Source organism: Streptomyces sp. NPDC055955, assembly GCF_042270245.1.
GTDB lineage: Bacteria > Actinomycetota > Actinomycetes > Streptomycetales > Streptomycetaceae > Streptomyces.
In genome coordinates, this window is record NZ_JBHJYS010000050.1 from 1 (window position 1) to 18,396 (window position 18,396).

Annotated in this window: 15 protein-coding genes; 6 read left to right on the forward strand and 9 right to left on the reverse strand. The window is 72.9% G+C overall.

The window, feature by feature from the left end:
- Positions 1-137: 137 nt before the first annotated feature.
- The 3 genes from ACFC96_RS45855 to ACFC96_RS45865 all read right to left on the reverse strand — a co-directional run bounded on the left by ACFC96_RS45855 (position 138) and on the right by ACFC96_RS45865 (position 3,926).
- On the reverse strand, positions 138-1,187 hold the full coding sequence (locus ACFC96_RS45855; RefSeq protein WP_340457558.1) for a PHP domain-containing protein: 1,050 nt from the start codon (positions 1,185-1,187) through the stop codon (positions 138-140).
- Between the two features lie 129 nt (positions 1,188-1,316).
- A complete protein-coding gene (gene otr(A), locus ACFC96_RS45860; RefSeq protein WP_376618665.1) occupies positions 1,317-3,236 on the reverse strand; it encodes a tetracycline resistance ribosomal protection protein Otr(A) in 1,920 nt (639 codons plus the stop codon).
- Between the two features lie 195 nt (positions 3,237-3,431).
- Positions 3,432-3,926, reverse strand: coding sequence for a protein phosphatase (locus tag ACFC96_RS45865; RefSeq protein ID WP_376618666.1), 495 nt, complete (start codon positions 3,924-3,926; stop codon positions 3,432-3,434).
- Positions 3,927-4,075: 149 nt separating this feature from the next.
- Between ACFC96_RS45865 and ACFC96_RS45870 the strand changes: the two genes are divergently transcribed.
- Entirely contained in the window at positions 4,076-5,134 is a 1,059-nt protein-coding gene (locus tag ACFC96_RS45870; protein ID WP_376618668.1) for a DMT family transporter, read from the forward strand.
- On the opposite strand, the gene ACFC96_RS45875 is transcribed toward ACFC96_RS45870, so the two are convergent.
- Positions 5,073-5,510: an SPW repeat protein gene (locus ACFC96_RS45875; RefSeq protein WP_340457538.1), complete on the reverse strand. Its 438-nt coding sequence runs from the start codon at positions 5,508-5,510 to the stop codon at positions 5,073-5,075. The genes ACFC96_RS45870 and ACFC96_RS45875 overlap by 62 nt on opposite strands.
- Before the next feature lie 77 nt (positions 5,511-5,587).
- A complete protein-coding gene (locus tag ACFC96_RS45880; protein ID WP_376618670.1) occupies positions 5,588-6,760 on the reverse strand; it encodes a dihydrofolate reductase family protein in 1,173 nt (390 codons plus the stop codon).
- A gap of 157 nt (positions 6,761-6,917) precedes the next feature.
- On the opposite strand from ACFC96_RS45880, the gene ACFC96_RS45885 reads away from it, so the two are divergent.
- Positions 6,918-7,256, forward strand: a complete 339-nt coding sequence (locus ACFC96_RS45885) for an ArsR/SmtB family transcription factor (RefSeq protein WP_376618672.1) — start codon at positions 6,918-6,920, stop codon at positions 7,254-7,256.
- Positions 7,257-7,261: 5 nt separating this feature from the next.
- Positions 7,262-7,804 carry an SRPBCC family protein gene (locus ACFC96_RS45890; protein WP_376618674.1) on the forward strand — a complete coding sequence of 181 codons (543 nt, stop codon included), beginning with the start codon at positions 7,262-7,264 and terminating at the stop codon, positions 7,802-7,804.
- A 22-nt stretch (positions 7,805-7,826) separates the two neighbouring features.
- Here ACFC96_RS45890 and ACFC96_RS45895 read toward each other — a convergent pair whose 3' ends face one another.
- The gene (locus ACFC96_RS45895; RefSeq protein ID WP_376618676.1) at positions 7,827-8,453 is read right to left on the reverse strand and encodes a LuxR C-terminal-related transcriptional regulator; all 627 of its coding nucleotides are present in this window, start codon (positions 8,451-8,453) and stop codon (positions 7,827-7,829) included.
- A gap of 211 nt (positions 8,454-8,664) precedes the next feature.
- On the opposite strand from ACFC96_RS45895, the gene ACFC96_RS45900 reads away from it, so the two are divergent.
- Complete coding sequence (locus ACFC96_RS45900; RefSeq protein ID WP_376618678.1) at positions 8,665-11,832, forward strand: cytochrome P450; 3,168 nt, start codon at positions 8,665-8,667, stop codon at positions 11,830-11,832.
- A gap of 78 nt (positions 11,833-11,910) precedes the next feature.
- On the opposite strand, the gene asnB is transcribed toward ACFC96_RS45900, so the two are convergent.
- The 3 genes from asnB to ACFC96_RS45915 form a co-directional block, all read right to left on the reverse strand.
- Positions 11,911-13,752, reverse strand: a complete 1,842-nt coding sequence (asnB, locus tag ACFC96_RS45905; RefSeq protein WP_376618680.1) for an asparagine synthase (glutamine-hydrolyzing) — start codon at positions 13,750-13,752, stop codon at positions 11,911-11,913.
- A gap of 276 nt (positions 13,753-14,028) precedes the next feature.
- On the reverse strand, positions 14,029-15,369 hold the full coding sequence (locus tag ACFC96_RS45910; protein WP_376618682.1) for an MFS transporter: 1,341 nt from the start codon (positions 15,367-15,369) through the stop codon (positions 14,029-14,031).
- 166 nt (positions 15,370-15,535) lie between these two features.
- Positions 15,536-16,711, reverse strand: a complete 1,176-nt coding sequence (locus ACFC96_RS45915; RefSeq protein WP_340457529.1) for a TIGR03364 family FAD-dependent oxidoreductase — start codon at positions 16,709-16,711, stop codon at positions 15,536-15,538.
- Between the two features lie 179 nt (positions 16,712-16,890).
- On the opposite strand from ACFC96_RS45915, the gene ACFC96_RS45920 reads away from it, so the two are divergent.
- Positions 16,891-17,664 (forward strand): GntR family transcriptional regulator, encoded by a 774-nt coding sequence (locus ACFC96_RS45920; protein WP_340457528.1) that lies wholly within the window; start codon positions 16,891-16,893, stop codon positions 17,662-17,664.
- Complete coding sequence (locus ACFC96_RS45925) at positions 17,657-18,346, forward strand: phosphonatase-like hydrolase (RefSeq protein WP_376618684.1); 690 nt, start codon at positions 17,657-17,659, stop codon at positions 18,344-18,346. The genes ACFC96_RS45920 and ACFC96_RS45925 overlap by 8 nt, the downstream gene beginning before the upstream one ends.
- Positions 18,347-18,396 lie beyond the last annotated feature (50 nt).

Genomic DNA, 18,396 nt, shown 5'->3' on the forward strand with positions numbered 1-18,396 from the left:
CGCTACAAGGACTCTCCGGCGCCTTGCGATCGCACGCACCAGACGCCGCCGGGCCCGCCCCTCGGGCGGACGACGGGAATGTGACGACAGGCCCTAGCGAGCCTGCGCGCCGGACGACGCGCCCCGCGCCCCCGCCTCTACCCCGCCCGGCTCGGGACCCGGCGTGTTCGTGTCCACTCGAGGAGTTCGTCGGCCGGCCACGTGTTCACCACGCGGCCGGCCGGCACCTCGCACTCCTCGGCGCGGGCGCAGCCGAGGGGCTGCCAGTCGAGCTGGCCCGGTGCGTGCGCGTCCGTGTCGACGGAGAACAGCGTGCCCGCCGCCACGGCCTCGCGCAGCAGCCGGCGGGGCGGGTCGAGGCGTTCGGGGCGGCTGTTGATCTCGACCGCGGTGCCCGACTCCGCGCACGCCGCGAACACGGCCTTCGCGTCGAACTGCGACTCGGGGCGGCCCCGCCCCACCTTGTTCCTTCCCGTCACGAGCCGTCCCGTGCAGTGTCCGAGCACGTCGGCGAGCGGGTTCGTCACCGCGGCCACCATCCGGCGCGTCATCGCCGGGGCGTCCATGCGCAGCTTGGAGTGGACCGACACGACGACCACGTCGAGCCGGTCGAGGAGTTCGGGCTCCTGGTCGAGGGAACCGTCGGCGAGGATGTCGCACTCGATGCCGGTGAGCAGCCGGAAGGGAGCCCAGCGCTCGTTCAACTCCGCCACCACGGCCAGCTGTTCACGTAACCGCTCCGGCGACAGGCCGCGCGCCACCGTCAGGCGCGGAGAGTGGTCGGTCAGCACCGCCCACTCGTGCCCGAGCGCGATCGCCGCGCGGCCCATCTCCTCGATGGTGCTTCCGCCGTCCGACCAGTCGGAGTGCAGATGGCAGTCGCCGCGCAGCAGCGCGCGCAGCCGTTCGCCCCCCTCCGCGAGCGGCGCCGCCGCGCCCTCGCTCTCCAGGCGTTCCAGGTAGTCCGGCACCTCGCCCGCCAGCGCCTCCCGGACCACCTGCGCCGTCTTGGGCCCCACCCCCTTGAGGGACTCGAGCGTCCCGGCCGCGGCGCGCTCGGCCACCTCCCCGTCCGGCAGCGCGCCGAGCACCTGGGCGGCGGTACGGAAGGCTCCGGCCCGATACGGGGGTGCGAGCGTGCGCTCCAGGAGGAAGGCGACCCGTTCCAGCGCCTCGACGGGTTCCATCGCCATGGTCTTCGCCGCCTCCCGCTCGCGCGTCGCGTACCGATTCCCTCCAGCGTGGCGCACCCCCGCGCGCGCCGCGACACGCGGGAGTCCCGGGACCCGGGGACGCGACGCGGGCAGAGCCGCTGCCTACGCCGCATGCTCCGGCGCCCGCACAGGTCGGTCGCCGGACACCCGGGACCACCACACGCCCTCCCCGCGCGTCAGACCCGGCAGGGCGAGCTCGGCCTCCCGGACCTTGCGGGCCGGAAGCGTGCCCGTGACCACCCAGGAGGTGGTGCCGCCCGTCGTGTCACCGAACTCGGCCTCCGCGGCGGAGAGCCGGGCGATCACGGCGGCGAGCGCGTCCAGTGGGATCTCCACCTCGAACGCGTGCACCGGCTCGTGCACCGTCGTCCCCGCCTGCTCCAGAGCGCGCCGCAGGACGAGCCGCGTCAGCCCCCGGAAGTCCCCGGCGACACTGATCGGCGACCAGAACCCGGAGCGGACGAGCGTGACTCGGCAGTCCGTCACGGGCCACCCGCGCGGCCCCTCGCCGAGCGTCGCGTGCACCGTGTCCTCCACGGCCTGGTGGAACGCCCGGGGCAGCGCGCCCAGCTCCGTCTCGTACGCGAAGACCCGCCCCGATCCCCGCGTCCCCGGCTCCACGCGCAGCCCGACCGTCGCGCAGAATCCCGTCTCGCGATGGTCCGTGATGTCCTCGTACACCTCGACGGTGCCCGCGGGTCGCTCGACGCAGCGGATGCGGCTCGGCTCGAAGACGGCCTCGATGCCGTAGTCCTGGACGAGGGTCGCGGCCAGGACCTCCTTCTGTACCTCGCCGTAGAGCAGCAGGGCCGTGTTTCCCTCAGGCGCGGCCTCCGCGTGGAGCAGCGGATCCTGCCCCGCGATGTCGAGGAGCGCACTGCGCAGAGCCGCCGAGCGGCCGGGGCGCACGGCCCGAGCCAGGGTCTCCAGCGTGGGCGGTGCGAAACCCGGCACCCGGCCGGGGCCGTCGCGCGGACCGAGCCGGTCGCCGACCCGGACGTCCGGCACTCCCCGCAGCTCACCGATGTTCCCGGCCGTGAGGGTGTGGGTCGTTCGCCCCACCACGTCGAGCCCGGTGGCCCGTCCGTGGATCTCGGTGACGGAGCCGTCGGACGCGTCCCGCAGGAACGTCACCCGCTGACGTTCCGCCACCTCCCCCTCGTACAGGCGGAGATAGGCGACCCGCTCGCCCGCCGGGCCGCGTCGTACCGCGAACACGGTGCCGCGCGGTGCGGCTGCGGGGCTGGGCGCGACCGGCGGGAGCGGGATCAGACGGGGGATCTCCCGGACGAGTTGGGCGACCCCCTGGCCGCCGATGGCCGACCCGAACAGGACGGGGTGGACGGAGCCGTCCGCGGTGCGGGCCGCCAGGGCGCGGCGCAGGTCGGCGGTGGAGGGTTCGGGGCCGTCGACGAGGCCCGCGAGCACCGAGTCGTCGACCTCGGCGAGCGCTTCCGCGACAGCGGCCCGTACGGCCGGGTCGGTGAGCCGTCGCGGTTCCGTCCGGGTGTGCGCGGTGCCCGCGTCGTGGACCGTCGTGAGCGGCACGACGTGCGGGGTCAGACGACGGCGGACCTCGTCGAGCAGCGCCTCGTCCCGGGCGCCCGCCCGGTCGATCTTGTTGACGAAGACGAGCGTGGGCAGCCGCAGCCGACGCAGCGTCTTCAGGAGGACGCGCGTCTGGGCCTGGACGCCCTCTACGGCGGACAGCAGGAGCACGGCGCCGTCGAGGACTTCGAGGGCGCGCTCGACCTCGGCGATGAAGTCGGAGTGCCCGGGGGTGTCGATCAGGTTGATCTGGACGTCGCCGACGGTGAACGCGGCGACGGCGGAGCGGATCGTGATGCCGCGCTGCCGCTCGATCTCGCCCGTGTCGGTACGGGTGTCGCCCGCGTCGACGCTGCCGAGGCGGGCGATCGCGCCGGTGTCGAAGAGGAGGCGCTCGGTGAGGCTGGTCTTACCGGCGTCGACGTGGGCGAGAATGCCGATGTTCAGGGTGTGCCGCGAGGGCTGGGCATGCATGGAAGGTCGAGTCCTCGAAAGAGTTCGTCCGGTCAGGGCGCTGAACTGCTTCGAAGGAATGACGCATTCCGTGCTCCAGGGCTGTCGGGGGCGTGGCCCGACCATGATGCGGGGCGACGGCCGGGCCGCCGCAACTCATTTTCCGCCGCCCGCCGCCGCCCCCGGCCGGGCACTGTCGCTTTGAGGCAAGTGGTGTCAGCCCGAGAACTGCCGCACGTACCGCTTCTGCCAGGGGGTCTCCACCGCGTGCGGGTCGTAGTTCCCGCGCACGAACTCCACGGCGCGCTCGGACGGTACGCCGTCCAGGACCGCCAGGCAGGCCAGCGCCGTCCCGGTCCGCCCGCGGCCACCGCCGCACGCGAACTCGACCCGCTCCCCGGCGGCCCGCTCCCACGCCTGGGTGAACACCTCCCGGGCCTCGGCACGGTTGCTCGGCAGCCAGAAGTCGGGCCACCGCAGCCACCGCGACTCCCATGGGACTTCGGGCGGCCGCCGGCCGAGGAGATGGACCGCGTACGAGGGTGAGGGGCCCGGTGGCAGCGGGCGGCGCAGGCCCCGCCCGCGAACCGCCCGTCCGGAGGGCAGGAGCAGCACACCGGCGGCCCCCGCCTCCCAGGAACCCCCGGCGCCCGCTTCCCACGGGCCTCCCGCGCCCGTCCCGGACGCCGACCCGGAATCGAAGTCGTTCATCAGCCCTCCACTCCATCCGCGACCGCTCGGCCTCCACCCTGCCTCGGACGAGCCGTCGTCTCCCGGAAACCATGGATCTTTCCGTGACTTGGCCGCCGACGGTGACAGACTCGACGGACGTGTGGCCACGACTCAGGGGGAGCGAGAGCGTGCGTGAGGGCGTGACCGGGAACAGGCGTCTCCCGGTGGCCGGGCGCGCGCTCGTGCCGCTGCTCGCGACGGTACTCGTCGCGCTGCTCGCCGGGACCTGGCTCATGTCCGGCGCACTCGTCGGGGCCGCCGGGCCCCTGACGGTCGCCACGGGGCGCACCGCAGTGTGCTGCGTGGTCCTCACCGCCTTCGCGGCCGCCCGCACCTCGGGGCGTGCGCACCTGCGTCGAGCGGCCCATCGACCTTGGCTGGTCTGTCTGTTGGCTCTGCTGGGCTTCGCCGGATACGCGACGGGCACCCTCCTCGCCATCCCGCGCGTCGGCACCTCCCTCACGAACCTCGTCGTGGCCCTCATGCCGTGCGCCGGCGTGGTGATCGGCGCGTTCTGGTTCGGCGAGCGCGCGAGCGCACGCTCCGTGGTCGGCGCCCTGATCGCCACGGCGGCGACCGGCGCCTGCGCGGCACTCGGGGGCCAGGGCACCCTCGACGCCCCGGGTCTGCTCCTCGCGCTCGCCGGGATGCTCGGGTTCGCCGTGTACGGGTTCCTCTACCGGCGCACTCTCGCCGGACTGCCACCACTGGCCGTGCTGCCCGTGCTTCTCGCCGCCGCCACCGTGATGCTGCTGCCCCTCGCCCTGCCCGGGCTCCTCGCGCATCCCCCGTCATCGGCGCAATGGACCCAGATCGCGCTCCTCGGGGGCGCCGTGTACGCCCCCGCCTATCTGGTGCAGCACCGGCTGATTCTGCTCAAGGGGCCCGTGTTCACCGCCGCCGTCCAGCTCACCGTGCCGTTCACGGTGCGGATCGGCGACTGGGCCCTGGGCACGGCGGGTGCTCCGGGAGGCGCCGAGGTCGCGCTGCTCGCCGCCGCGTGCGTGGGCATCGCGCTCGTCACGCTGGAACGGCGGCGGCCCGGGAGCGGTGTGAGTGCTCCCGGGCCGTCAGTGACTCCCGATTCCGTCGGATCTGCCGACTCCCTTGGTGCGGCGTCGCCTACTACGTTGCCCGGCCGGCCTTCATCGACAGGCTCGCGCACAAGAGCCCGAGCAGAACGATGAGACCACCGATGATCACGTTGTTGAGGATGACTCCCAGGTCGGGGCTGGATCCCACGACCCACGGCGCGATGATCATCCAGGCGCCCATGGCGCACATGGCCCAGCTGAGGCCGTACATACGGGTCGGGGTGACGGCGAACCCGACGGCCAGGACTCCGATCGCGATACCCATGATCAGGTTATGGGTCGCGAGCTGGGGCTGGTTGGCGCTGTAGTGGACCACCCAGGGAGAGATGGCGCAGTAGAGACCGATCAGGAAGACCGGTGCGTCCATGAGCGCCACATCGCGGCCACCGAGTACGCGCGCGTACCGGTCCCGCATTTCCGAGACATCAGGGTGACTGGAGAGGTCAGTCCTGTGGTGAACGTCGGCCATGAGAATCGACTCCTTAGGTTTCGAAGCCTGACCGCGTGGCGCGGCGGGTTGCCACGCACTTCTCATTCTGCGCTTATTCAATCCTTATGTGTACCTGTAGTGAGAATGAGGTGCCGATTGGGGCGAATCGCCGCCTCGGCGAGGTCAGGAATCTCCGCGACAGTCACGCCCGCGCCCTCCAGGATTCCGATGCCGTCGGCGCCCGCCACGAAGGTGTCGGGCTCCCGCCAGGCCGTCACCACGCGCCGCGCGCCCGCGTCGAGGATGAGCCGGGCGCAGGGCCTGGGCCGTGACGCGCGTCGGGCGCACGGTTCGAGGCTGCTGTACACGGTGGCGGTACGCAGCCGGGGGTCCGCCGGTTCGATCTTGGCGAGCGCCGCCTCCTCGGCGTGCACGACCGGGTCACCGCCCTCCCGGGAGTGCCCCCGGGCCAGCTCCGTGCCGTCACTCGCGACGATCACCGCGCCGACGCTGAACGCCGTTTCGGAGGGCGGGCAGTCCGCGGCGAGGGCGCAGGCGAGGGCGAGCCAGTGCCGGTCGGCCGCGGTGGCGGAGTCGTCGGTGCCGGGAGCGCGGGGCGCGTACCGCATCAGCACCACGTCGCCGACCGGGCGGGTCTCCAGGAGCCGCATCCGGTGCCGGCTGCCGCCGGGGTAGGCGCCGGGGCCGAAGAGCCGGGGCGCGCCCAGTTCGCCCACGACGAGCGGCGCCAGTGCCAGCTGCACCTCGTCGGCCAGGCCGCGCTGGAGCAGTTGGGTGTGGACCCGGGCGCCGCCCTCCACCATCAGGCGCCGCACGCCGTGCGCCGAGGCCAGGTCGTCGAGCACCCCCGCCCAGTCGACGGTGTCACCGAGGGCGGTCACCTCGGCCAGCGCGCCGAGCCGCTCCCGCGCGAGGACCGCCCCGGCGTCGGTGGTGTACACGACTTTGTCGCCGCCCGTCGTCCAGAACGGGTCCCCCGCGTCCAGGTCGCCCGAAGCGGTCACCGCCACCTTCAACGGGTGAGCGGGCAGCCCGGCGGCCACCCGGTCGGCGCGCCGCTGCGCCGACTTGACCAGGAGCCGCGGCCGGTCGGCCCGCAGAGTGCCCGCCCCCACGAGGATCGCGTCGCACGACGCGCGCTCCGCGTCGACCCGGTCGAAGTCCTCGGCGTTGGACAGGAGCAGGCGCTCGGGCCCGGCGTCGTCCAGGCAGCCGTCGAGCGAGACGGCGGCGGACAGCAGGACGTACGGACGGGACGGCTGGGACATGGCGGCTCCGGGTCCGGATGGCGAGAGCTGTGCTTGCTTCAACCTTCGAACACTATCCGGGAGCCGCCGTGGCCGAGGGGGTCGCCACCGCCGGCCTGCTGGGCGTCGTCCCTTACATGCCTTGACCGGCATATAACCAATGAGGCATATTCAACCCATGCCCGCACCCGCCGTCTGGACCGCCCTCGCCGATCCGCACCGCCGCGCCATCGTCGCGCTGCTGCTCGAGCGCCCGCGGCCCGTCGGTGAGATCGTCGAGGCGTGCGGCCTGAGTCAGCCCAGCACCTCGAAGCACCTGCGGGTACTGCGCGAGGCGGGCCTGGTCGACGTCGAGCAGGAGGCCCAGCGCCGCGTCTACCGGCTCGAACCCGGACCGGTCGCCGAGCTCGACGCCTGGATCGAGCCCTACCGGCGCCTGTGGAACGACCGCCTCGACGCACTCGGGCGCCGCCTCGACGCCCACGCCCCCGAGGACGACGAACCAGCGAAGGACTGAAGGCCATGACCACCCCGCACCCCGGCCACAGCGGCCGCTACGCCCCGCTCGACGACGGCCGCCCCGCCGTCCGCTTCACCCGCACGTACGACCATCCGATCGAGCGGGTCTGGCGATACGTCACGGACCCCGCCGAACTCGCGCACTGGTTCCCCTCCCAGGTCGAGATCGAGTTGCGCGCGGGCGGCGTGATCCGTTTCCACGGCGACCCGAACATGCCGGAGTCGACCGGTCGCGTCCTCGCCGTGGACGCGCCGCGCCACCTCTCCTTCAGCTGGGGCGGCGACGAACTCCGCTTCGACCTGGAGGCGCTCGACGAGGGGCACACCCGCTTCACCCTGACCAATGTCCTGGAGGCCGCCGACACCGCGGCCCGTAATGCCGCCGGCTGGGAGATCTGCCTCGACGCCCTGGACGCGGCCGACCGGGGCGAGAGCTTCGACGGCCCGCACGCGGGGACGCTCGCCCCGTGGAGGGTCCGCTACGACGCCTACGTCGAGGCCGGACTGCCTTCGGGCGCGCCGGTCCCGGGCATGGACCAGGCGTGACCCCGCCCCTCGCGAGGAGCCGTCAGCCGTCCGGCGCCGCGGCGCGCGGCGGCCAGACTCCGGGCGCCAGCACGCCCGACGCGTAGGCGCGCGCGACCAGCTCCGTACGGTTCGTCGCGCCCCATCGCCGGGACAGGCGCCGCAGGTGGTAGTTGACGCCGTCCGTGGTCAGGCCCGTGTCGCGAGCCGCCTGGGCCGTGGTGGCGCCGGCGGCGAGCAGCTCGAGGATCCGCGACTCGGCCGCCCCCGCCGTCGCCCGTGGCCGGTCGGGCGCGGGCGGGCGCTCGCCGACGACCCGCAGCATGACCAGCAGGTCCGGCGTCCGGTCGACCGTGTCGCTCACCGGATCCACCGTCAGTTCGCCCTCCCGAAGGGCCCCGTCGGGCGTCACCCAGGTGACGGAGACCTGGTAGCGGGAGCGGCGCCGCAGACGCAGAGCCTCGGCGATGCGGAGAAGCTGCGACTCGTCCCGAGGGCGGAACAGATGCAGGATGTCCCGGCCCTTCAGGCGGCCGGGGGTGGTGTCGCACTCGGCGGCCATCGCCGCGTTCGCCAGCATGATCGTCCCGCGTGGTCCGCACACCGCGACGGGCATCGGGATCCGGTCGAAGAGCAGCATCGCGCGATTGCGCCACAGCACCCCGTCCATCGTGTACCCCTTTCGCCTGTCACGCCCGGTCCCGTGGCGCGGCCGGGCCTGGGGCACGTCCGCCCCATGGCACGCCCGCCCGGCGAGCGCAAGCGCGGCGCGCCACGGGGCACTACACAATCATGTAGTGCGGCGGCCCGGCCCGGCGGGGCCACGGGATCAAGCTGGACACGCACCGAACTCCGTACCGCGAAAGGCAGTTGCCGCCCCCATGCCCGACTCCGCGCTGCTCCCGCCGGCCCCCACCGACGGCCTTCCGCTCATCGACATCTCCGCCACGGGTCCCGGACCCGCGCCCCTTCAGCAGGTCATGGAGCTGTCCCGCCGCCACGGCCCCGCGCTCGTGCGCAGGCTGCACGGCCGCGACGCCCTCTTCGTCAGCGACCTCGACCTCGTCACCGAACTCGCCGACGAGACCCGCTTCGCCAAGCACGTGGGCCCCGCCCTGGAGAACGTCCGCGCCTTCACCGCCGACGGCCTCTTCACCGCCTACAACGACGAACCGAACTGGGCCCGCGCCCACGACATCCTCATGCCCGCCTTCGCCCTGGGCTCGATGCGGACCTACCACCCCGTCATGTACCAGGTGTCCCGCCGCCTCATCGAGTCCTGGGACCGCGCCGCGCACTCGGGCAGCCCCGTGGACGTGCCGGGCGACATGACGCGCATGACCCTCGACACCATCGGACTCGCGGGCTTCGGCTACGACTTCGGGTCCTTCGAGGGCTCCGAGCCGCACCCCTTCGTAGAGGCCATGGTCCGCTGCCTCGAATGGTCGATGAAGCGTCTCGCCCGCACGCCCGGCTCCGACCACTCGGCCGCCGACGCGGCCTTCAAGGCCGACGCGGACTATCTGGCACAGGTGGTCGACGACGTCATCGCGGCGCGGAGCGACGCGCCCGAAGGCGACGACCTGCTCGGCCTGATGCTCACCGCCCGCCATCCCGACGGCTCCGCGCTGGACACGGCGAACATCCGCAACCAGGTCATCACCTTCCTCATCGCGGGCCACGAGACCACGTCGGGCGCGATGTCCTTCGCCCTGTACTACCTCGCCAAGCACCCGGCCGTGCTCGACCTCGTACGCCGTGAGGCCGACGCCCTGTTCGGGGACGCGGCGGATCCCGAGCCCACCTTCGACGAGGTCGGCCGGCTCACGTACACGCGGCAGGTACTGAACGAGGCGCTCCGACTGTGGCCGACCGCGGCCGCGTTCAGCCGCCACGCGCGCGAGGACACGCTGCTCGGCGGGCGCATCCCGCTGCGCGCGGGGCAGCCGGTCACCGTCCTCGCTCCGATGCTGCACCGGCAGCCGGTGTGGGGCGACAACCCGGAGCTGTTCGACCCCTCCCGGTTCACGCCCGAGGCGGAGGCCGCGCGCTCACCGCACGCCTTCAAGCCGTTCGGCACCGGTGAACGCGCCTGCATCGGAAGGCAGTTCGCGCTCCACGAGGCGACGATGCTGCTCGCCCTCCTGGTGCACCGATACCGGCTGGTCGACCACGCCGACTACGACCTCACCGTCAAGGAGACGCTGACGCTCAAGCCCGAGGGCTTCACCCTCACGCTCGTCCCGCGCACCTCCGCCGACCGCAGGCACCCGGCCCTGCCCGGCCACGCGCCCGTCGAGGAGCGGACGGCGGCTCCGGAGACGCTGCCCGCACGGGTGCGGCCCGGCACCGGCGTCCTGTTCCTGCACGGCAGCAACTACGGGACCTGCCGCGGCCTCGCCGAGCAGCTCGCCGACGACGTCGCCGCGCTGGGCTGCGACACGGCCGTCGCGCCCCTCGACACCCATGCGGGAGGCCTGCCCAGCGACCGTCCCGTCGTCGTGGTCGCGGCCTCCTACAACGGCCGGCCCACCGACGACGCGGCCGAGTTCGCCACGTGGCTCGACAGCGCGCCGGACGGCGCCGCGAACGACGTCACCTACGGGGTCCTCGGCGTGGGCGACCGCAACTGGGCCGCCACCTACCAGCACGTCCCGACCCGCATCGACGAACGGCTCGACGCCCTCGGCGGCACCCGCCTGTGCGAGCGCGCCGCGGCCGACGCCTCCGGCGACCTCAACGCGACCGTCCGCACCTTCACGACGGGACTGCGTGCCGCGCTCCTCACGCAGTACGGGGACCCCGACGCCGCTCCGGCCGGCACCGCTGAGCCCGAGGACGCGTACGAGATCCGGGAGATCGGCGGCGGGCCGCTCGACGCCGCGGCGGCCCGGCACGGGCTCGTCCCGTTCACCGTCACCGAGGCAAGCTCCCTCACCGCGCCCGACCACCCGCGCACCAAGCGCTTCGTGCGCCTCGCGCTGCCCGAGGGCGTCACGTACCGCACGGGGGACCATCTCACCGTGCTGCCCGCGCAGGATCCCGCGCTCGTGGAACGGGCGGCCGACGCTTTCGGCGTCGGCCTGGACACGGTCCTCGACATCAGGGCCCGCCGCCCGCGCCGCGACGGGCTCGCGCTCGACCGGCCGCTGACGGTCCGTGAACTTTTCACGTGCCACGTCGAGTTGGGGCAGGTCCCCACCCCGGCACAGGTGGCGTTGCTCGCCGAGGCCAACCCCTGCCCTCCCGAGAAGGCAGCGCTGGGGGCCCTCGCCGACGACCCGCGCACGCTCGTCGAACTCGTGGAGGACCACCCCGCGCTGCGCGGCGCGCTGACCTGGCCACAGCTCCTCGACCTGCTGCCGCCGCTCAAGCCCCGGCACTACTCGATCTCGTCGAGCGCGGAGCGGAGCCCCACGCACGCCGACCTCATGGTGTCCGTCCTCGACGCCCCGGCCCGCTCGGGCCGCGGCCGGTTCCGCGGCACCGGATCGACGTACCTGGCCGGGCTCCGGCCCGGTGACACGGTGCTCGCCCGCGTGCAGCCGTGCCGCGAGGTCTTCCGCGTCCCGAACGACGCAGAGACCCCCGTCGTCATGATCGCCGCGGGGACGGGCCTCGCGCCGTTCCGCGGCGCCATCGCCGACCGCGGCGCCCTGCTCGCCGCCGGCACCCCGCTCGCGCCCGCCCTGTGCTACTTCGGCTGCGACCACCCCCGCGGCGACTTCCTGCACGCCGACGAACTGCGCGCCGCCGAGGCCGCGGGTGCCGTCTCCTTGCGCCCCGTCTTCAGCGAGGCGCCCGAGGCGGGCCACGCCTTCGTCCAGCACCGGGTGGCCGCCGAGGCCGACGAACTGTGGGCGCTGCTCGGCTCCGGGGCGCGCGTCTACGTCTGCGGTGACGGGGCCCGGATGGCGCCCGGTGTCCGCGACGCGTTCCGCGCCCTGTTCCGGGATCGCACGCCGGGAGCCGACGAGGCCGAGGCCGAGCGCTGGCTGGCCGGCCTGATCGCGGACGGACTGTACGTGGAGGACGTCTACGCGGGCTGAGGACTCGGCGCACAGGGCGCCGCGCCCCGGCGGCAGCGTACGGCCGACGCCGCGCGCCGCCGCCCGGGCGGGCCGGGCTCAGGGCAGGACCAGCTCCGGGTTGTACAGGTCCAGCCACAGCGCGAGGTCCAGCGTGCGTTCGAGTCCGCGCCGGGACGCCTGCGTGATCTGCGGTGCCTCACGGTGTGCGACCTGCGCCACCCGCTCCCGGTCCACCAGGTCGAACACCCGGTGCGAGGGCCGGGCGAGCAGATCCTTCGCGTGGTTCTGGAGCGCGACGGCGTACTTCGGGTCCTGCGTCGACGGATACGGGCTCTTCACCCGGTCGTACACCGACTTCGGCAGCACGTCCGCGGTCGCCTCGCGCAGCAGGCTCTTCTCCCGGCCGTCGAACGACTTCAGCGACCAGGGCGTGTTGTACACGTACTCGACGAGGCGGTGGTCGCAGAACGGGACCCGCACCTCCAGGCCGACGGCCATGCTCGCGCGGTCCTTGCGGTCGAGCAGGACCCGCACGAACCGGGTCAGGTGCAGATGGCACATCTTGCGCATCTTGTACTCGAAGTCGCTCTCGCCGTCCAGGCGCCGGATGCCGCGCACGGCGCGGGCGTAGCTGTCGCGGACGTAACCGTCCAGGTCGAGGGCGCCGGCCAGGTCGGCGCGCAGGACGTCGGAGTCGTCGCCGAAGTGCCGGGACATGTGCACCAGCCACGGGAACGTGTCGGCATCGCGCGCCTCCTCGTCGAAGAACTGGAGGTAGCCGCCGAACACCTCGTCGGCGGACTCGCCCGACAGGGCGACCGTCGAGTGCTTCCTGATCGCCCGGAACAGCAGATACAGCGACGCGTCCATGTCGCCGAATCCCGCGGGGATGTCACGGGCCCGGATCACCCGGGCCCGGACCTCCGGGTCGGCCAGCTCGTTCGAGTCGAGGACGATGTCGCGGTGGTCGGTGCCGGCGGCCTCCGCCACGTCGTGCACGAACGGGGCGTCGGGCGTGCCCCGCATCTCGTCGGCGACGAAGTTCTCCGTCTGGCCGACGAAGTCCACGGCGAAGCTGCGTACGGTCTCGCCCTGTTCGCCGAGCTGGCGCGCGGCGATCGCCGTCATGGCGGAGGAGTCGAGGCCGCCGGACAGCAGAGTGCAGCGCGGCACGTCGGAGACGAGCTGGCGCCGCACGATGTCGTCGAGGAGCGAGCGCACGGTCGCGATCGTGGTGGCGCGGTCGTCGGTGTGCGGGCGGGTCTCCAGTGTCCAGTACGCCCGCTGCCGCAGTCCGTCGCGGTCGACGGTCACGACGGTGCCCGGCTCCACCTCGTGCATGCCGTCCCAGACGGCGTGACCCGGCGTCTTCACGAAGGTGAAGAGCTCGCGCAGGCCGTCGAGCGTCACCCGCGGCTTCGCGAGCGGATTGGCGAGGATGGCCTTGGGCTCGGACCCGAACAGGACGCCGTCCGGAGTCTCGTAGAAATAGAAGGGCTTGATGCCCATGCGGTCCCTGATCATCACGAGCTTGTTCTCGCGGCCGTCCCAGACGGCGAACGCGTACATGCCGTTGAGGCGCTCGCCCAGCGCCTCGCCCCACTCCAGGTAGCCGCGCAGCACGACCTCGGTGTCGGAGTCGGTGCTGAAGCTGTGGCCCCGTCCGGTCAGTTCGCGGCGGAGTTCCGTGTAGTTGTACGTCTCGCCCGAGTACACGAGCGCGACGGTGCCGCGCGGTGTCTCGGCGGTCATCGGCTGACGCCCGCCCGGCAGGTCGATGATCGCGAGCCGGCGGTGGCCGAGGGCCACGGGTCCCTCGGTCCAGGTGCCGCGGTCGTCCGGGCCGCGGCACTCCATCGTCTGCGTCATCGCATCCAATGTGTCGGCCGAAGCGCGCAGGTCGCGATCGAAGGAGACCCAGCCGGTGATGCCACACATACGTTCCTCCTGCATGCCGTTCCGGCGCCGAACCAGTTGTATCCGGCACCTATATGTCGAGCGTGTGACACGCCGCTGTGTACGGTCAACGCGCCGGTAACCCGGCGCAGGCTCGTGACCCGACGGTTTCGGCCGCTCTTTGCTTGACAGGGTGAAACGGTCCCCATCGCAAATCCCGGCGGCGCGCGGGTCGATGCCGGAACGGAGGAACGCTGGACGGGCGCGATCCGGCCAAGGGCAAAAACTTGATCAACCCCTGGCCGGACCCCGCGGTCCTCAGGCCGTCGCGGCCGTCCGGTTCCAGTGCGGCAGCATGACCACTCCCGCGAGTGCCGCGGCGGCAGCGAAGCCGTAGAAGAGTGCCGTGGTCGAGAGGAAGCCCGGGAGCAGGCCGCCGAGGATCGCGCCGACGGAGCCGCAGCCGTTGACGAAACCGATGGCGGTGCCCGCCCCGGCCGCGCCTCCCGAGTCGACGGCCGCGACGCCCGCGATCAGGGCGTCGGCTGCGTAGAGGCCGAAACCGATCACGGCCAGGACGCCGACCATCGTCCAGGTGCTGCCCGTCGCGGTGAGGGGCACGAACGCCGCGAGCATCACCATCAGCAGACCGAGCGAGAGGACACACGGCGGCACTCGCCGGGAGGAGAACAGGCGGTCCGAGATCCAGCCGACCGTCATCGGCGCGAGCACGCCGGCCACGCCGAACGCCACCGGGATCAGCGTGGCCTCCAACTTGCCCACCTCGGGCAGCCGTTCACTGACGATCACCGGGCCCCACAGCAGGAGCGCGTACCGGGCGGGCTTGAGCAGGAAATACGCGGCGCTCAGCGTGAGGACCATCCGGTTGCGCAGGATCTCCCGGTAGATCTCCCGCGAGGTGAGGGGCGCCTCGGCCGGCTCGGGGGCGGCGTCGGACTCGGCGGTCGCCTCCGCGGCGTCCGGCCGGGGGAGGCCGACGTCCGCGGGCTCGTCGCGCTGGAAGACGACGAACAGCGCGAGGACGACGGCCAGCGTCGCCGACCCGGCCAGGAACGCCGCGTGCCAGCTGTCGAAGACGGAGTAGGCCCACCAGCCGAGGAACGGAGGCGCCGCGAGGCCGCCGAACGCGTAGTTCGTGCACCACAGGCCGAGGATCCGGCCGCGCTCCCTCACCGGCACGAAACTGGTCACGTTCTTGCACAGCGGGGCCCAGCCCGTGGACTGCGCGAGCCCCTGCACGGCCATCGCGACGCCGAACACCACGAGCGAGGTGCTCAGGCCGATGACCGCCGACGCGACCACCGCGCCCGCCATGCCGCCGATCACGACGACCCGCGGCCCGAACCGGTCCGCCCACGAACCCCACGCGAACTGCCCCACCGCGTACGCCGCGAGATACACGGCGTCGATCAGTCCGAGCGTGTGGGACGTGAGGGTGTGGTTGACCGAGGGGTCGTCCAGAATGCCGAGCTTGGCGACCGAGAACGCCTGCCGCACGAAGTAGAAGCCCGCGTACGCGATCCAGGTGACGGCGAAGATCTGCCAGCGCCAGCGCAGTGACCGCCGGGCGGAAGCGGGGTCTGCCGCGGGGGACCGGAGCGGGGCGGGCGCGACCCCTGGCCGGGTGCCGTCGGGCATGGTGGTCTCCTTGTCCTCGGTGCCTGGTGAGCGATGGGTGCGGGGGGTGACGTGCCGCAGTGCTACGCAGTGCCGGGCCCCGCGCCGCGAGACGTGCTCGCGGCGCGGGCTGCCCTCTGTGCCGGGGTGGAGTGGTGGTGGCCGGGACCTCGTCCGCGGCGGACGGTCAGGCCGTCGCGGCCAGGGACTCGTCGAACGTGGCGGCGGCGAGGCCGAACGAGAGCGTCATGCCGATGCCCGAGGTGACCGAGATGGCCCGCACGCCCGGTGCCATGTCGCGGACCAGGAGCGGGCCGCGGCCGCTGCTCGCGTAGACGCCCTGCCAGCGTTCCGTCACTCGCAGGTCGCCGGCGCCGAGGACCTCGGCCGCCGAGTCGAGCAGCAGTCGAGCCGTCGGCTCGTCCTCGAACGGGGTGGCGGTGCGCCCGTAGGCGTGGGAGTCCCCGACCAGGACCGTGCCGTCGGGCAGGCGGGTGAACATGACGTTCGCGACGACGTCGAGCAGCTCGGGACTGTGACCGGTGACCTCCTCGCGCAGCCTCGGCCCCGACGGCATGGCCGTGAAGGCGTCGTAGCGCAGCATGGACGTCGCGGTGAGGATCGCCGCGTCCGTACGGAAGGCCTCGGGCGCCGTGACCCGCGCCATCGTGAGGCGGCAGCGCTCGATGCCGTGCTCCTCCGCCGCCGTGGGGTACAGGCGGTCCAGGTCGTGGCCCACGCAGACGAGGATGCGGTCGCCGTGGACCGGGCCGCGGCTGGTGTGGACGGTGCCCTCCTCGACGCCGTTCACGTTCGTGCCCCACACCACGGTGACCCCTGGCTGTATGGACAGCCATGCGGCCAGGTCCGGGGCGGCTTCGCGCGGGTTCACGCGCAGGTCGTCGGGGAGGAACGCGCCGCCCACGATGTCACCGGCGTCGGCGCCCCGGCCGAGCTCGCCCGCGACCTCTTCGCGGGTCCGCAGCCGGACGGTGTCCGCGCCACGCTCCTCGCGCAGCTCCTCCAGGACAGCCAGTTCCGCCTCCGACCGCGCCACCACGAGGGCGCCGGCCTCCTTGGCCCACAGGCCCGAGCTCTTCGCGGCCTCCAGCCATCCCGCCCGCGAACGGTAGGCGAGTTCCAGCAGGTCGCCGCGCTGTGCCGTGATGCAGCAGTGCCCGAAGTTGCGTACCGAGGCTCCCACGGGCTGCCAGTCCCGCTCGACGACCGTGACGGTCAGACCGCGCCGGGCGGCCTCGAAGGCGTGGGCGAGGCCGACGACCCCGGCACCGACGACGACCAGGTCGCTTCGGCCGCTGGGCAGATCGGCAAAGGGCGAGGGGGACGCTGTTGTGATGCTCATGGATGGCAGCGTGCGAGGTCCCGGGCACATGGGGCAAGACTTGTGTGTACAAGTTTTCCGTCTGTTTACCTTCCGTGCCCCGGGGTGGGGGTGAGCGACCCCCAAACGTCATCGGGTGTCCCCTCATCGGTCGGTCGCGGGCCTTGAGAAGGGGAGGGTCGAGCTGCGATAGTCATCTTGTGAAGACAAGTAAGAGAGCGCCGCTCCACGAGCAGCTCGGCGCCGAGTTCCTGCGGCGTATCGAGTCCGGTGAGTGGCCGGAGGGCGAGCCGGTACCGAGTGAGTCCCAGCTCTGCGAAGAGTTCGGGACGTCACGGGGGCCGGTCAGGCAGGCGTTGTCGATACTGCGGTCGGACGGGCATCTCGTGGGCGGCCGGGGCAAGCCGCCCGTCGCCAGGAGGGCGGCCCCGTCGCAGCCCTTCGCGTCGCTCATGTCGTTCACCCAGTGGGCCAGATCCATCGGCCGTGAACCCGGTCAGCTGACCGTCGAGGTCGCCCGCCGCCGGGCCTCCCCGGAGGCCGCCGCACGGCTCGGCCTCGACGAGGGCGAACCCGTGGTCGACCTGGTCCGGCTGCGCCACCTGGACGGTGTTCCGGTCATGGTCGAGCGCTCCACGTTCGTCCTCCACGTCGGCCGGCACCTGTTCGACATGGACCCCGACGCGGGCTCGATCTACGAGGCCCTGTGCGCCCGTGACGTGGACCTGCACCACGCCCGCCACACCATCGACGCCATCGCCGCCGACACGCAGGACTCGGCGCTCCTCGGCATCGAGCCGGGTGAACCCCTGCTGCGCGTGAGGCGGTTGGCGTTCTCGCGGGACGGCGTCCCCCTGGAGTACGCCGACGACCGCTACCTGCCCGCACTCGCCAACTTCACCATCGAGAACACCGCCGAGGGACGCACCGTCGTCGGCCGGTACCGCACTGACGAGGAGAACCCCAGTGATTGAACTCGCCGTCTTCGACATGGCAGGCACCACGATCGAGGAGCACGGGGCGGTGTACGAGGCGCTGCGCCACGCCGTCGAGTCGACCGGCGTGACGGTCGACGCCCAGGACCTCCAGACGTGGATGGGCACGGACAAGCGCGAGGCCATCGACGCACTGGTGCGCCTCGGCGGCGGCACCCCCGACGCGGAGCTGGTCGAGCGGCAGTACGCGGTCTTCCGCGCGTTCCTGAAGGAGCGCTACGAAGAGGTCCCGCCGCAGCCCATAGCCCAGGCCGACAAGGCCCTCGCCGAACTGCGCGTCCGAGGCATCAAGGTCGCCCTGACCACCGGATTCAGCGCTGACGTCGCCCTGCCGCTGCTCGCGTCGCTCGGCTGGTCCACGGGTGAGGGCGGCAACCTCGACGCGGTCGTCACCGCCGACGAGGTCGTCCGCGGCCGCCCCGCTCCGTACATGATCCACCGGGCGATGGAGAAGACCGGCGTCGTGGACGTCCGCAAGGTGCTCGTCGCGGGCGACACCGCCGTCGACCTCCAGGCGGGGCACCACGCGGGCGCGGGCGTCGTCGTCGGCGTCCTCACCGGCCAGCTCCCGCGCACGGAGCTCGAACTGCACCCGCACACCCACGTGCTGGACAGCGTCGCCGACGTGCCGGGCCTCGCGGAGGCGACGGCCGCGGAGTAGTCGTTCACGGCAAGACGTGGGCGGCGGCGCGCGGGTACGAGGACCCGCGC